The organism is Comamonas squillarum, from assembly GCF_025309455.1.
GTDB classification, from domain to species: Bacteria; Pseudomonadota; Gammaproteobacteria; order Burkholderiales; family Burkholderiaceae_C; genus Comamonas; species Comamonas squillarum.
This window is the reverse complement of sequence record NZ_CP104377.1, coordinates 633,747-647,110: the sequence shown is the minus strand read 5'-3', so window position 1 is coordinate 647,110 and position 13,364 is coordinate 633,747. Positions and strand designations below refer to the sequence as shown.

At 62.5% G+C, this 13,364-nt stretch carries 9 protein-coding genes and 2 tRNA genes; 5 read left to right on the top strand and 6 right to left on the bottom strand.

Annotated features, from left to right (window positions below; genetic code table 11):
• Positions 1-55: 55 nt before the first annotated feature.
• Positions 56-952 (top strand): DNA ligase, encoded by an 897-nt coding sequence (locus N4T19_RS02990; RefSeq protein ID WP_243419428.1) that lies wholly within the window; start codon positions 56-58, stop codon positions 950-952.
• 111 nt (positions 953-1,063) lie between these two features.
• Here N4T19_RS02990 and N4T19_RS02985 read toward each other — a convergent pair whose 3' ends face one another.
• Positions 1,064-3,622, bottom strand: coding sequence for an arginine/lysine/ornithine decarboxylase (locus tag N4T19_RS02985; protein ID WP_260719419.1), 2,559 nt, complete (start codon positions 3,620-3,622; stop codon positions 1,064-1,066).
• A 159-nt stretch (positions 3,623-3,781) separates the two neighbouring features.
• On the opposite strand from N4T19_RS02985, the gene N4T19_RS02980 reads away from it, so the two are divergent.
• From N4T19_RS02980 to N4T19_RS02965, 4 genes are all read left to right on the top strand, one after another.
• Positions 3,782-4,222, top strand: coding sequence for an NfeD family protein (locus N4T19_RS02980; RefSeq protein ID WP_116927369.1), 441 nt, complete (start codon positions 3,782-3,784; stop codon positions 4,220-4,222).
• Between the two features lie 189 nt (positions 4,223-4,411).
• A complete protein-coding gene (locus N4T19_RS02975; RefSeq protein WP_021028801.1) occupies positions 4,412-5,326 on the top strand; it encodes an SPFH domain-containing protein in 915 nt (304 codons plus the stop codon).
• Between the two features lie 121 nt (positions 5,327-5,447).
• Positions 5,448-5,538 (top strand) — tRNA-Ser (locus N4T19_RS02970).
• An 87-nt stretch (positions 5,539-5,625) separates the two neighbouring features.
• A tRNA-Ser gene (locus N4T19_RS02965) sits at positions 5,626-5,716 on the top strand.
• Between the two features lie 123 nt (positions 5,717-5,839).
• Here N4T19_RS02965 and N4T19_RS02960 read toward each other — a convergent pair.
• The 5 genes from N4T19_RS02960 to N4T19_RS02940 form a co-directional block, all read right to left on the bottom strand.
• Positions 5,840-7,324 carry a sensor histidine kinase gene (locus N4T19_RS02960; RefSeq protein ID WP_260719418.1) on the bottom strand — a complete coding sequence of 495 codons (1,485 nt, stop codon included), beginning with the start codon at positions 7,322-7,324 and terminating at the stop codon, positions 5,840-5,842.
• Positions 7,321-8,031: a response regulator transcription factor gene (locus N4T19_RS02955; protein WP_260719417.1), complete on the bottom strand. Its 711-nt coding sequence runs from the start codon at positions 8,029-8,031 to the stop codon at positions 7,321-7,323. The genes N4T19_RS02960 and N4T19_RS02955 overlap by 4 nt, the downstream gene beginning before the upstream one ends.
• A 112-nt stretch (positions 8,032-8,143) precedes the next feature.
• Positions 8,144-8,782, bottom strand: a complete 639-nt coding sequence (locus N4T19_RS02950) for a protein-methionine-sulfoxide reductase heme-binding subunit MsrQ (protein WP_182340837.1) — start codon at positions 8,780-8,782, stop codon at positions 8,144-8,146.
• A 15-nt stretch (positions 8,783-8,797) separates the two neighbouring features.
• Positions 8,798-9,778: a protein-methionine-sulfoxide reductase catalytic subunit MsrP gene (gene msrP / locus N4T19_RS02945; protein ID WP_182340834.1), complete on the bottom strand. Its 981-nt coding sequence runs from the start codon at positions 9,776-9,778 to the stop codon at positions 8,798-8,800.
• 1,106 nt (positions 9,779-10,884) lie between these two features.
• Positions 10,885-13,362 carry a TonB-dependent siderophore receptor gene (locus N4T19_RS02940; RefSeq protein WP_260719416.1) on the bottom strand — a complete coding sequence of 826 codons (2,478 nt, stop codon included), beginning with the start codon at positions 13,360-13,362 and terminating at the stop codon, positions 10,885-10,887.
• Positions 13,363-13,364: the final 2 nt, after the last annotated feature.

Below are 13,364 nucleotides of genomic sequence, written 5' to 3'. Positions count from 1 at the left end.
ATCGCCGCTAGCATGCGGATAGGCGGCCACCCCGGCCGCTGTCCGAGGAGGCTGCATGCGTGTCCCTGTCCATCCCTGGTGGCGCCAGCTGTGGCTGGCCACCCTGCTGTGCTGCTGGTCTGTGCTGGCACAGGCCAACAGCCCACCCGCGCTGTGGCTTGCGCAAAAGTACCCCGGCGGACTGGACCTGCAGCAGTACTGGGTGAGCGAGAAATACGACGGCGTGCGCGGCTACTGGGATGGCCAAGCGCTGTGGACGCGCCAGGGCACTGCCATCCACGCGCCCACTTGGTACACCGCCGGCTGGCCTGCCACGCCGATGGAAGGTGAGCTATGGGCCGGGCGCGGCCAGTTTGCCCGTGCCCAATCCATCACCAGCAAAGCCAAGCCTGAGGATGCCGACTGGCAGGACCTGCACTTTATGGTGTTTGACGCACCCGCCGCGCCAGGCAGTTTCAGCGATCGCCTGCCAGCCATTGCGCAGTTCGTCGCTGCCGTGCAGCAGCCCTGGGTTCAGGCGGCACCGCAATGGCAGGAGACCGACGAAGCCCGCCTAATGACACAGATGCGGCGCATCGTGCGCGACGGGGGTGAAGGGCTGATGCTGCACAAGGCCAGCGCCGTCTACCGCAGCGGCCGCAGTGGCGATGTGCTCAAACTCAAGCCGCATGAGGATGCCGAGGCCCAGGTGATGGGCTATGCACCCGGGCGCGGCAAATACGAAGGCATGACGGGCGCCTTGCTGGTACGCACCATTGATGGCATCGACTTCAAGCTGGGCAGTGGCTTGAGCGATGCCCAGCGTCTCGATCCACCCGCCATCGGCAGCTGGGTGACCTACCGCTACCGTGGCGTGCACGACAGCGGCAAGCCGCGCTTTGCCACCTTCTGGCGCGTGAGGGAAGAAGGCATGCCACCCTCCCCTGCGGGCGAAGTGGCAAGCACACCATGAGCCATGAGTCATGTGCGGGCATAAAAAAAGCAGCGCCTCTGCGCTGCTTTTGAACTGAGGAAAGCGTGACGCAGGGGACTCAACATCCCCCGCCACTACTCACCTGCCCGGTCAGACCTTGGGCGAGCGCGGCTTGGCCACGCGGCGTGGCTTGGGCGCTGCCTGCGGGGTCTTGGCCACCGGCGAGACAACACCTTCGCTGGCATCACCCATCGGCTTTTCCGCCTTGAGCGATTTCTTCATCGCAGCGGTGGTGCGCTTCTTGGCCGACGACGCGGGCGCCTTGCCTTCCAGCATGGGGCTGCGCTTCTTGGACAAAGCCACCGGTGCAGAAACCACCTGGGTTTGCACGGCCTGGTCACTGGCGTCCAGCGCCACGCAATCGGCGTAGTAACGCACCTCACCACTCTCTTCGTCCACCAGCTCCACCAGGCCGTGGATATCGGTCTCAAAACCTGGGCAGAGCTTGGAGAACTCACGCGCGAACATGAGGTAGTCCACGATCTTCTTGTTGAAGACTTCGCCAGGAATCAGCAACGGAATACCGGGTGGGTATGGCGTGACCAAACCCACGGTGACGCGGCCTTCCAGATGGTCGATCTCGACACGCTCGGTCTTGCGGCGGGCGATGTGGGCAAAGGCGTCCGATGGCTTCATCGCCGGCGTCAGGTCCGACAGGTACATCTCCGTGGTCAGGCGGGCGATGTCGTACTTGGCGTAGAGCTGGTGCACGTGCTGGCACAGGTCCTTGAGGCCCATGCGCTCATAGCGCTTATGCTGTTGGCAGAATTCGGGAAGGATGCGCCACATCGGCTGGTTCTTCTCGTAGTCGTCCTTGAACTGCTGCAGCGCGGTCAACATGGTGTTCCAGCGGCCCTTGGTGATGCCGATGGTGAACATGATGAAGAACGAGTACAGGCCCGTCTTCTCCACCACCACGCCGTGCTCGGCCAGGTACTTGGTGACGATGGATGCGGGGATACCGGTCTCGTCAAAGTCACCGTCCAGGTCCAGACCCGGCGTCACGATGGTGGACTTGATCGGGTCCAGCATGTTGAAGCCATCGGCCAGATCGCCAAAGCCGTGCCAGTTGTCGAACTCCTTGCCGTTCTTGCCCTTGGTCTTGCGCGATGCGTCCGGGCCACGAATGATCCAGTCCTGGGCAGAGCCCACGCCTTCGTCAGCCAGGGCTTCTGGGCCCCAGACCTGGAACCACCAGTCGTCCTCACCAAACTCATCGTCGACCTTGCGCATGGCGCGGCGGAAGTCGAGCGCCTCGAGGATCGACTCCTCCACCAGCGCGGTGCCACCGGGCGGCTCCATCATCGCAGCGGCCACGTCGCAGCTGGCGATGATGCTGTACTGCGGGCTGGTCGAGGTGTGCATCAGGTACGCCTCGTTGAACAGGTTGAAGTCCAGCTTTTGCGTCTGGCTGTCCTGCACCAGCACGTGCGATGCCTGGCTGATACCGGCCAGCAGTTTGTGGATGGACTGGGTGGCATAGACCACCGAGTGTTTCGGGCGCGCGCGCTTCTTGCCCATGGCATGGTAGCTGCCATAGAAGGGGTGGAATGCAGCATGCGGCAACCAGGCCTCGTCAAAGTGCAGGTTGTCGACATAGCCATCGAGCTTTTGCTTGATGGTCTCGGTGTTGTAGAGCACGCCGTCGTAGGTCGATTGCGTCAGCGTCAGCACGCGAGGCTTGACGGCCTTTGGATCAACACCCTTGAGCAGCGGGTTGGCAGCGATCTTGGCTTCGATGGTCTTGGGCGAGAACTCGCTCTCATGGATCGGGCCGATGATGCCGAAGTGGTTGCGCGTGGGCTTCAAGAACACCGGAATCGCACCCGTCATGATGATCGAGTGCAGGATGGACTTGTGGCAGTTGCGGTCCACCACCACCACATCGCCCGGTGCCACCGTGTGGTGCCAAACCATCTTGTTGGAGGTCGAGGTACCGTTGGTCACAAAAAAGCAGTGGTCGGCATTGAAGATGCGCGCCGCATTGCGCTCGCTCTCGCCAATCGCGCCGTTGTGGTCCAGCAGCTGGCCCAGCTCTTCGACGGCGTTGCAGACGTCCGAGCGCAGCATATTCTCACCATAGAACTGGTGGTACATCTGGCCAATCGGGCTCTTCAAAAACGCCACACCGCCACCGTGACCGGGGCAGTGCCAGCTGTAGGAGCCGTCTTCGGCGTAGTCCAGCAGCGCCTTGAAAAACGGCGGCTGGATGCCTTCGAGATAGTTCTTCGCTTCGCGCAGGATGTGCTTGGCCACGAACTCGGGCGTGTCCTCGAACATGTGGATGAAGCCGTGCAGCTCACGCAGGATGTCGTTGGGCAGGTGGCGGCTGGTCTTGGTCTCGCCATAGATGTAGATCGGCACATCCGGGTTCTTGCGGCGCACTTCGGTGATGAAGTCACGCAGGTTGTGCACGATCAGGTCATCACCGCCGCCGAGCTGGAACTCCTCGTCGTCGATCGACAGGATGAAGGCACTGGCGCGGCTTTGCTGCTGCGCAAACTGGCTCAAGTCACCATAGCTGGTCACGCCCAGCACCTCAAAGCCCTCCTCCTCGATGGCATGCGCCAGATCGCGGATGCTCAGGCCGGAAGTGTTTTCCGAGCGAAAGTCCTCGTCAATGATGACGATGGGAAAGCGAAACTTCATGGGCGTTCCCGCAGGGGCGGGCCTCACTAAAACAATCGAAACAGCCGCGAAGTGTACGGAATTTGCACGCCCTTTTTATGTATCCTGCATCAATTGCCGCAAAATTGGTCGGCATATCGCACAATCGGACAACAAACCTAATCGAACAAGGAGGGAGCTATGGAGATGTCAACCGTGTGGTGGCTGCTGACCGGCCTGGCCGTCGTCGCCGAGCTGCTCACCGGCACGCTGTATTTGCTGATGGTCGCCATTGGCATGGCTGCCGCTGCCATCGCTGCGCACCTGGGTGCCAATGAAGTCACGCAGATCCTGGTCGCCGCCATCGTGGGCGCAGCCACCGTGCTGGCCTGCTACCTGCGGCAAAAACGCCGCGGCTCGCTGCTCTCGGGTGAGCGCGATCAGGACATGCACCTGGACATTGGCGAGCTGGTCCACATCGAACACTGGGATGCCGACCGCTGCGCCCAGGTGCGCTACCGCGGCGCGCCCTGGACGGCTGCACTGCTGGGCCAACACCCTGCGCTGCCCGGCGCCTACCGCGTGGTGCGGCTCGACGGTAACCGCCTGCTGGTGGAACCTGCCGAGCCCGCCGCGCACTAAGCGCGTATTCCCATCACCGGGGCAACAAAACATAACAGGCGCAGCCCAACCCATGCCCCACCACCGCCACTTGGCCCATCACACCCGCGTGGTGTAATGGCCAAGACCGTTGAGCCAGGGAGCCATCCCCAGCCAATCACCGAAAAAACGGGCGCGTTGCACTTAGCAGTGCGTCCATGAGGAGAGTCCATGGAAGTCGCCATCATCATATTTGTCATCGCCATCATCTTCATTGCGATGTCCGTCAAGATCGTGCCCCAGCAGCACGCCTGGGTCAAAGAGCGCCTGGGCCGTTACGCCGGCACCCTGGCCCCCGGCCCGCGCTTCATCATTCCCTTTGTCGACAAAGTCGCCTACAAGCACAGCTTGAAGGAAATTCCGCTGGATGTCCCCAGCCAGGTCTGCATTACGCGCGACAACACCCAGCTGCAGGTAGACGGCATCCTGTACTTCCAGGTGACCGACCCGATGCGCGCCAGCTACGGCTCGTCCAACTACATCATGGCCGTCACCCAGCTGGCCCAGACCTCGCTGCGCAGCGTGATCGGCAAGCTGGAGCTGGACAAGACCTTTGAAGAGCGCGACATGATCAATGCCCAGATCGTCTCGGCGATCGACGAGGCCGCGCTCAACTGGGGCGTGAAGGTGTTGCGCTACGAGATCAAGGATTTGACGCCACCGGCAGAAATCCTGCGCTCCATGCAAGCCCAGATCACTGCCGAGCGTGAAAAGCGCGCGCTGATTGCCGCCTCTGAAGGCCGCCGCCAGGAACAGATCAATATCGCCACCGGTGAGCGCGAGGCCTTCATCGCCCGCTCCGAAGGTGAGAAGCAAGCCGCCATCAACAAGGCGCAAGGCGAGGCCGCATCGATCACTGCGGTGGCTGATGCCACTGCCCAGGCGCTCGAGCGCATTGCGACCGCCATCCGCCAGCCCGGCGGCGAGCAAGCCGTGCAGCTGAAGGTGGCCGAGCAGGCCGTGCACGCCTACGGCAAGCTGGCGAGCGACGCGACCACCACCTTGGTCGTCCCGAGCAACATGACCGAGGTCTCCAGCCTGATCACCTCGGCCATGCGCATGATCCAGACCGGCAAGGGCCAGTAACCACCCCGCCAACGCAGATGCAGCGCGCGCCCTTCTGGGGCCGCGCTGCATTTTTGCCAAACAAGGCCCCGCTTTGCTGGAAGGCGCCAAATTTCAGGCTAGAATACACGCTTCACCGACTGGAGAGGTGGATGAGTGGTTTAAGTCGCACGCCTGGAAAGCGTGTGTGGGTTAATAGCCCACCGCGGGTTCGAATCCCGCCCTCTCCGCCAGTCAACAGGTGAAATTGTCAGCCAAGCTGTCCACGCTTGGCTTTTTATTTCCTGGCCACCACAGGACGTAAAACGTACAAAACATGCGGAGAGGTGGATGAGTGGTTTAAGTCGCACGCCTGGAAAGCGTGTGTGGGTTAATAGCCCACCGCGGGTTCGAATCCCGCCTTCTCCGCCACAGATAATGGATTCAGCAGCTTGCAAAGGCTTTTGAATCTGGCGCTGCCAGAGGCGCACAAAACAGAGGCTGCAAATTTCGGTTTGCAGCCTTTTGTTTTCAACGTGATGCGCTCAGGTAGCCCTAGCGCAAATAAAACCGAAACCGCGCCCCCGCCTCCCCTGCCCCACTGAGCAGCTCAATCGAGCTGTCGTGCAGCTGCAATATGCGGTGCACGATCATGAGCCCCAGCCCTCCAGACCGCCCATCGCTGCGGCTGTGCATGCGGCTCAAGGTGGGGCGCTCGAACAGGCTGTCGCGCAGCACGGGCGGTATGCCTGGCCCGGTGTCCTGCACCGTCACGCTGATGCGGCCCTGCTCTGCGGCACGCAGCTCCACATGGATATCGCCGCCTGGCGGCGTGGCGCGGATGGCGTTGTCGATCAGGTTGACCAGCACGCGCTCAAGCATGCCCAGATCAGCAGTGACGGGGGGCAGATCCGGGTCAATCACCGCGTGCAGGCGCTGCGCCTTGGCTTCGGCGGCCAGCTCAAACTTCTGGAATACGTCCTGCAGCAGATCAGGCAGAAAGAAGCGCTCGGGCTCGGGCTTGACCACGCCGTATTCCAGCCGCGCCAGCTCAAACAGTTTTTGCGCCAGGTCACCGACCTTGCGGCTTTGGTCCAGCGCGATGCCCAGGTAGCGGCGGCGCTCGTCTGCCGATAGCACATCGGCCTTGATCTGCAGGGTCTCCAGATAGCCATGCAATGACGTTAAAGGCGTGCGCAGGTCGTGGGAGATATTGGCGAAGAGCTCGCGGCGCTGCTGGTCTTGGGTGCGCAGCTTTTGCCACTGCTCCCAGGTGCGTTGCGCCAGCTGCGCAAAGGCCTGGCTAAGCACAGCGATATCGGCTCCGCCATGCGCGGCTTTTTGCAGCTTGGCCTGGGCCTGGGGCAGATCGGCCAGGCCATCGGTTTGCAGCTCTTGTACGGCCGCCGTCAGGCGCCGCAGCGGCCGGGTAATCATGCCAAAGGCCACAGCCGCTGCGACCGCGCCCAGCACCACCACGACCAGCAGCGACCAGAGCAGTGTGCGCAGCGCGCCATCGCTGCTCACGCGGGCTGCCAGGCTGTCACGCCCCTGGCCTTGCAGGATCACATAGACATAGCCAGAACGCTGGCCGCCCTGCATCAATGGCGCTGCGCTGAACACCTTGCGCTCGGTCATGCTGCGGGGATCATCCCCCAACACCGGCAGGGCCGCGCCACTGAACAGGCGCTGCAAGGGCTCCAGATCCACCTTTTGGCGCAGTATCCTTTCTTGCGGCGCATCGTAAGCCTGGATGGCACCTGTGTCATCGAGCAGGTAGACCTCGACGCTCGGGTTGACCTGCATCAGCTTGCCAAACAGCTCGCGGCTGGCCCCGGCGTTGAGGCCATCGGCACGCATCAGCTCCGGGTAGCGGGCAATGCGCGCGGCCAGATCCTGCGACAGGCGCTGCACCACCTCTTGCTCACGCTGGTCGGACACCCGCATCTGCAGCCAGACCGTGGCCGCGCTGCAAGCCAACAGCAGCAGCACAAAGACCAGGGTCAGGCGCTGCGCCAAGGTCGTGGATGCGAGCTTCATGGCACTTCCTCCGCCCATTTGTAGCCATGGCCCCATACGGTCAGAATGCGCTTGGGGCTGCCAGGATCGGCTTCGATCTTGGCTCTCAAGCGGTTGATATGGGTGTTGACTGTGTGCTCGTAGCCATCATGGCGGTAGCCCCAGACTTGGTTGAGCAGGTCAAACCGGGAGAACACCTTGCCCGGATGGCGCACAAAAAAATGCAGCAGGTCAAATTCTCGCGGTGTCAGCTCCACCTGGGATCCACCCACCTTCACCTCGCGCGATATCGGGTCGATCTCTAGATTGCCGAGCACCAGCACACCGGCATCCAACCGGGCGTTTTGGGCCAAGGCGTGGCTGCGGCGCAACAGCGCGCGCACCCTGGCCACCAGCTCCAGCACCGAGAATGGCTTGGCCAGGTAGTCGTCCGCTCCCAGCTCCAGCCCCAGGATGCGGTGCATCTCGCTGGAGCGGGCACTGGTGATGATGATGGGCACGTAATAGGCCATCGCGCGGGCGCGGCGGCATATCTCCAGGCCATCCACGCCCGGCAGCATCAAATCCAGCACCAATGCATCCCAACCGCCCCGCTCCAAGGCCTGCATGCCCGCGTCGCCATCGGCCATGTGCACCACCTCATAGCCCTCGTCGCGCAGGTGCAATTGCAGCAGCTCCGCAATGGGAGCATCGTCTTCCACGATCAAGATACGTTTGCTGGGGTTCATGCTGTCATTGTGCGGTACATCGTGCGGTCTGCTGGCATCGGCACTTGGCTGCAAACCCAGGCGCCGCGCCCGCAAACGCCGGAGGCAGGCGCGCTTGAAATGGCCAATCCAGTCAGACCCCGGCAGCCTTGGCCGCCGCTTGCATCTGCTTGCGCTTTTGAAAAACCCAGCGCGCCGCCAGCAGCCCGGCAAGGATCAGCCCGTAGAGCCACACCTCGGCAAAGTTGTTCTTGCCCGAGCGCATCCACCAAAAGTGCAGCACGGCCAGCGCAGCCGCCCCATACACCGCGCGGTGCAGCATCTGCCAGCGTTTGCCGCCCATGCGCCGGATGATCCTGGGCACCGAGGTAATGGCCAGCGCCAGCAGGATCAGCCAGGCCAAGGTGCCCACGAGGATAAAGGGGCGCTTGATCAGGTCGTCGACGATGGCGGGCCAATCCACCCCCATGTCAAACACCACATAGGCCAGCCAGTGCAAGCTGGCGTAGAAGAAGGCATAAAGGCCCAGCATGCGGCGGTAGGCTGCCAACCCGTTCCAGCGCAGCCACTGGCGCAATGGCGTGACTGCCAGCGCAAAGCAGATAAAGCGGATGGCCCAGTCACCCAGCGAACGCAGCAGCGCTTCAGCCGGATTGGCCCCCAGGCCATCGGTGGCGGCCAGATAAAACAGCCAGGCCGCTGGCACCAGGCACAATACATGCAGCAGCAGCCGCTGCACAGCTTTGGCAGAAAAGCGCGAAGGTTTTGCCATGGGCAGGGACACCGATCAGTAGTCTTTGCGCAGGTCCATGCCGGCGTAGAGTTGGCCCACCTGGGCTTCGTAGCCGTTGAACAGCAAGGTCTTGTGGCGCTTGGCAAACAGGCCGCCTTCACCAATGCGGCGCTCGGTCGCCTGGCTCCAGCGCGGGTGCGGCACATCCGGGTTCACATTCGAGTAAAAGCCGTACTCATTGCGCGCCGCCTTGTTCCAGGCGGTGCCCGGCTGCTTCTCGACCACGCGGATGGTCACGATGCTCTTGGCGCTTTTGAAGCCATATTTCCAGGGCAGCACCAGGCGCACCGGTGCGCCGTTTTGCGGGGTCAAGGTTTTGCCGTACATGCCAAAGGCCAGCAGGCTGAGCGGGTGCATGGCTTCGTCCATGCGCAGGCCCTCGGTGTAGGGCCAGTCGAGCACACTGCTGTTCAGGCCAGGCATCATCTTGCGATCGGCCAAGGTCACGAACTCTATATACTTCGCGCTGCCCTGGGGCTCCACCTGCGCCAGCAATTTGGACAGCGAGTAGCCCACCCAGGGGATCACCATCGACCAGCCCTCGACACAGCGCAGCCGGTAAATGCGCTCTTCCTGGGCGCTGAGCTTGAGCAGCTCTTCGATGTCAAAGGTTTTGGGTTTGTTGACCAGGCCTTCGACCCGCACGGTCCAGGGCCGTGTCTGCAAGGTGTGGGCGTAGCGCGCCGGGTCGCTTTTGTCCAGGCCGAACTCGTAGTAGTTGTTGTAGCTGCTGGCATCCTGAAAGGACGTCGGTGTCTCCATCGACATGGCGCCGGGCACCGTCGAGCGCACGGTGCTGATCGGCTGCGTGCCGTCGGACCTGGCCGCTTGTGCCCAAGCCCCGCCTGCGGCCAGCGCCGAGCCGCCAGCGGCCCCCAGTTTGAGCAAGTCGCGCCGGCTCAAATACAGGTGCTGCGGGGTGATGTCGCTGCTGCTGCCGTGGTCAAAACCCGCGTTGTTGGTACGTATCAGCATGGGTATCGCTCCTGAAGTCGGTAGATGCGGATGAGGCAGGCCAGTGGGCCTGCCTCGGTTACCTCTAATAGACACCATCTGCAGCGCAAAAATTTCAAGCGCTGCTCAGTATTTGTTAAACAAAAAGTTATAAATAACCTGTTTGGAATGCCTGCCAGCGTCCGCTTTGGTGCCGGATCTCTAGCGCACAGAAAACAAGACCACCCTCGAAAGCGTGGCACCGACCATTCAGATCCGCCTATCGCCGCCCAGCGCAGATGAGCTTGCACACAAATCCCGTCCCATTCTGAGATGGCCCTTACATACAGTGCTATCAGACAAACACTGAAAGATGCCATGCAGATCTATGTCCGTGTAAATCCTGGCCAAACAAGACCGGTTACATGCTGAGTGGACAAAGCATACCGCTGATGGCTATGCATAACTAGGCATGATTATTCCCCTGAAACGGAATGCCGTAGACGCTGCCGCTGATGGCTTTATACCTTGCCAGCATGGCCTGCAGCGGAATTGCACCATGGAGCAGAAAGCCCGCCAGGCCGCGATGGCTGTATGGCCTTGCTTCCTTAGAGTGGACTCCCGGGGACATTGTGCGACGAAGCATCCGATGGTTCGTTGTAATAAGCCCCCAGCCAGAAATCCCTGCCATGTGGCTCTCCTACCGTGACGTCATCGATATCTGCGGAGCTACCTTAGGTCGCGTTGATTATCACGAGAGGAGCCTCCAAAATGCTTGAAGCAATGAACCTGCCAGTACGGTGCATGAATGGGCCCTCAGCGTCGAATTCAAGGCTGCCAACTAGTAGGATCAGCTTGGATGAAAGGGGCCGCTGCTGCAGCAAGTCAGATGCAGTAAAGTGAGCGCCGCCGCCGCTGCTGAAGATCAAAGCATGCTCAGATTGCATCACTTGACTCACTGGCTCCGTTCGTGCCGGTAACGGCGCTTGCGCATACCGGTGGCCCAGCGGTAGAGGGGTGCACTACTGGGCCCAGGGCCCTCACAACCCCAGGCTTGCGGCGAAGGAATGATGATCCTCAGGCTAGGCGCACACCACTACGTGTGCAGTGTTTTGCCACTCGTCATCAAGCGCCGTTAAGTGTGACCCTCAGAACTTATAGCGCGCCGACAGGTAATAGCTGCGCGGATCCCCATATACGCCAGTACCATACGAGCCCATGCCTGGCATATAGGTCTTGTTCAGCACATTGCTCAGGTTCAGCGCTACCGACAGGTGCGAGTCCACCTCCCAGCGCGCCATCAGGCCCAGCAAGGTGTAGGCCGGCTGGGTGGCGCGCCACTGGGTGTCGCCCACTTGCTGGTAGTAGGTCTCGCTCTGCCAGCTGAGCGACCCGCCCACCGTCACGGGGTTCCACTGGCCGGGCAGGCGGTAGCTGGTGCTGAGCTTGACCAGGTGCTTGGGCTGGTTGGTGTTGACCGCGCTCAGGATCACATCGGGCTGGTAGCCCAAGGTGGACTCGCGGTAGGTGTAGCCCGCGTACACATTCCAGGCGGGGGTGACCTGGCCGGAGACCTCCATCTCCACGCCCCGGCTCTTGACGCCCTTGGCCGCGATATAGATCTCTTCACCGGTCGCGGGGTTGGAATCCACATACTGCGCAGCGTTGTTTTGCTGGGTGTGGAACAGCGCGATAGAGGTGTTGAGCTTGCCATCCAGCAGCGCGCCCTTGATGCCGATCTCCTGGCTCTTGCCCGTCAGCGGTGGCAAGGCTGCACCGCCCGCATCCTTGTAGTAGGTCTGCGGGTTGAAGATATCGGTGTAGCTCGCATAGGCCGACCACTGCTTGCTGAAGTCATAGACCACGCCAGCATAAGGAATGACTTTGTGGTTCACCTTCAGCCTGTCGTTGAGCGTGTAGGCGCTGGTTGCCAGGTCGGTCTCGCCATCGACCAGGCGGTACCAGCTCAGCCGCGCGCCCAGGATGACGGACAGCGCATCGGTGGGCCGCAGGCGCACGGCGGCAAATGCGCCTTTTTCGGTGACGCGCGTGTCGCGGTCGCTGACCAGGTCCAGTTGAGGCTCGGGCGCATTGCCATGCCAGTCAAAATAATTGTCTACCGCGTCATAGCTGGTGGTGTAGCCGGGGGCGCCACGGCGCTCGCGCGACCACCCCGCGCCCAAGGTCAGCTCATGGCTGCGGCCCAGCAGCTCGAACGGGCCCGACAGCACGGCATTGAGCGAATCGGTGGTCGAGGTCGTGGGAATCTTGGCCGACAGCATATTGAGGCCCAGCCCTGTCTCTTTGTCCAGCGAACCATAGGCGGCCACGCCCACCTTCACATCGCGGCTTTGGCGCAGGTGGCTGCCTGCCAGCTCCAGCTTCCAGCCGTTGTCAAACACATGCTTCAGATCGGCAAACAGGTTGGTGCTGTCGTTGTTCCAGTACGACCAGCGCGCAGCAGGGTTGAGCGAGGTCGGAAAATGCGTCTGCCTGCCATCCGAGAAAAACAGCGGCAGATGGCCATAGCTTGCGCCGTCAGCACGGGTCTGCATGTAGTCAATGCCCAGCGCTGCCGTGGTGCGGGGCGCCAGATCGGCCTCGACGATGCCATAGAAGTTGCGCGTATCGCGGCTGTAGTAGTCGACATGTGAATCGGCATTTTGCGCGGCGGCCACCACGCGGGCACGCAGGCTGCCATCGGCATTCAAGGGGCCCGATACATCGGCCACACCGCGCTGCTTGCTCCAGGATCCCACACCGCCTTCCAGCGATGCCTGGAACTCCTTGGTCGGCCGCTTGCGCACCAGGTTGACAACTGCGCCCGGGTTGCCCGCGCCAATCAGCAAGCCGGTGGCGCCCTTGACCACTTCCACCCGGTCGTAGATGGCGCTGTCCGCCAATGAGGTGGTGTATTGGTTGGCCGAGTTCATCGTATTGGGCATGCCGTCGAACTGGAAGTTCTCGACCGCAAAGCCGCGCGAGTAGAAGGTCGCGCGCTCGCTGTCATTGCGGCCTACCGTGATGCCGGTCACCTTGTCCAGAATCTCGGGCAGGCTGCTCAGGCCCTGGTCGTCCATCTGCTGGCGGGTGATCACCGTCACCGACTGCGGCGTCTCGCGCAAGGACAAGCCCATGCGCGTTGCGGTGCTGGATTCCGCTGCCGTGTAAGAGCCCGTATGCTCCGAGGCGGCCACCCGGTCGGCCTGGGCCTGCACCACCACCGGCGCCAGCACCATCTCGCCCGCCGCCGGGCCCTGGCTGGCCGCCGCGCGCTTGCGCAGCACATAGGAGCGGTCGCCCGCAGGCACGGCCTCCAGCCCGGTTCCCGCCAGTAGCAGCTGCAGCGCCTGGGCCACGGGCAGCTGCCCGCGCACGCCGGGCGATTGCGCGGCGCTCACCAGCTCGGGCGGGCCGCTGACGCTGACACCGGTTTGCGATGCAAAGGCCACCAGCGCCGCTGGCAGTGGCCCGGCCGGCACCTGCAGCGGTTGCGCCGCGCCCGCCGCTGCAGGGGCCTGCTCGGCGGCGGTTTGGGCATGGGCCGGCACGGCCAGCCCCATCATGGCGCTGACACCCATGGTGATGACGGCGGCTTGCACCGCGCGGGCCACCGTAGATGGCATGG

What these genes read in the sequence shown, in the direction of transcription:
- N4T19_RS02980 (WP_116927369.1), top strand. Translation starts at nt 3,782, where the DNA reads ATGGAGATGTCAACCGTGTGGTGGCTGCTGACCGGCCTGGCCGTCGTC.
- N4T19_RS02940 (WP_260719416.1), bottom strand. Translation starts at nt 13,362, where the DNA reads ATGCCATCTACGGTGGCCCGCGCGGTGCAAGCCGCCGTCATCACCATG.
- N4T19_RS02955 (WP_260719417.1), bottom strand. Translation starts at nt 8,031, where the DNA reads ATGAACCCCAGCAAACGTATCTTGATCGTGGAAGACGATGCTCCCATT.
- N4T19_RS02990 (WP_243419428.1), top strand. Translation starts at nt 56, where the DNA reads ATGCGTGTCCCTGTCCATCCCTGGTGGCGCCAGCTGTGGCTGGCCACC.
- N4T19_RS02985 (WP_260719419.1), bottom strand. Translation starts at nt 3,622, where the DNA reads ATGAAGTTTCGCTTTCCCATCGTCATCATTGACGAGGACTTTCGCTCG.
- N4T19_RS02960 (WP_260719418.1), bottom strand. Translation starts at nt 7,324, where the DNA reads ATGAAGCTCGCATCCACGACCTTGGCGCAGCGCCTGACCCTGGTCTTT.
- N4T19_RS02975 (WP_021028801.1), top strand. Translation starts at nt 4,412, where the DNA reads ATGGAAGTCGCCATCATCATATTTGTCATCGCCATCATCTTCATTGCG.
- msrP (WP_182340834.1), bottom strand. Translation starts at nt 9,778, where the DNA reads ATGCTGATACGTACCAACAACGCGGGTTTTGACCACGGCAGCAGCAGC.
- N4T19_RS02950 (WP_182340837.1), bottom strand. Translation starts at nt 8,782, where the DNA reads ATGGCAAAACCTTCGCGCTTTTCTGCCAAAGCTGTGCAGCGGCTGCTG.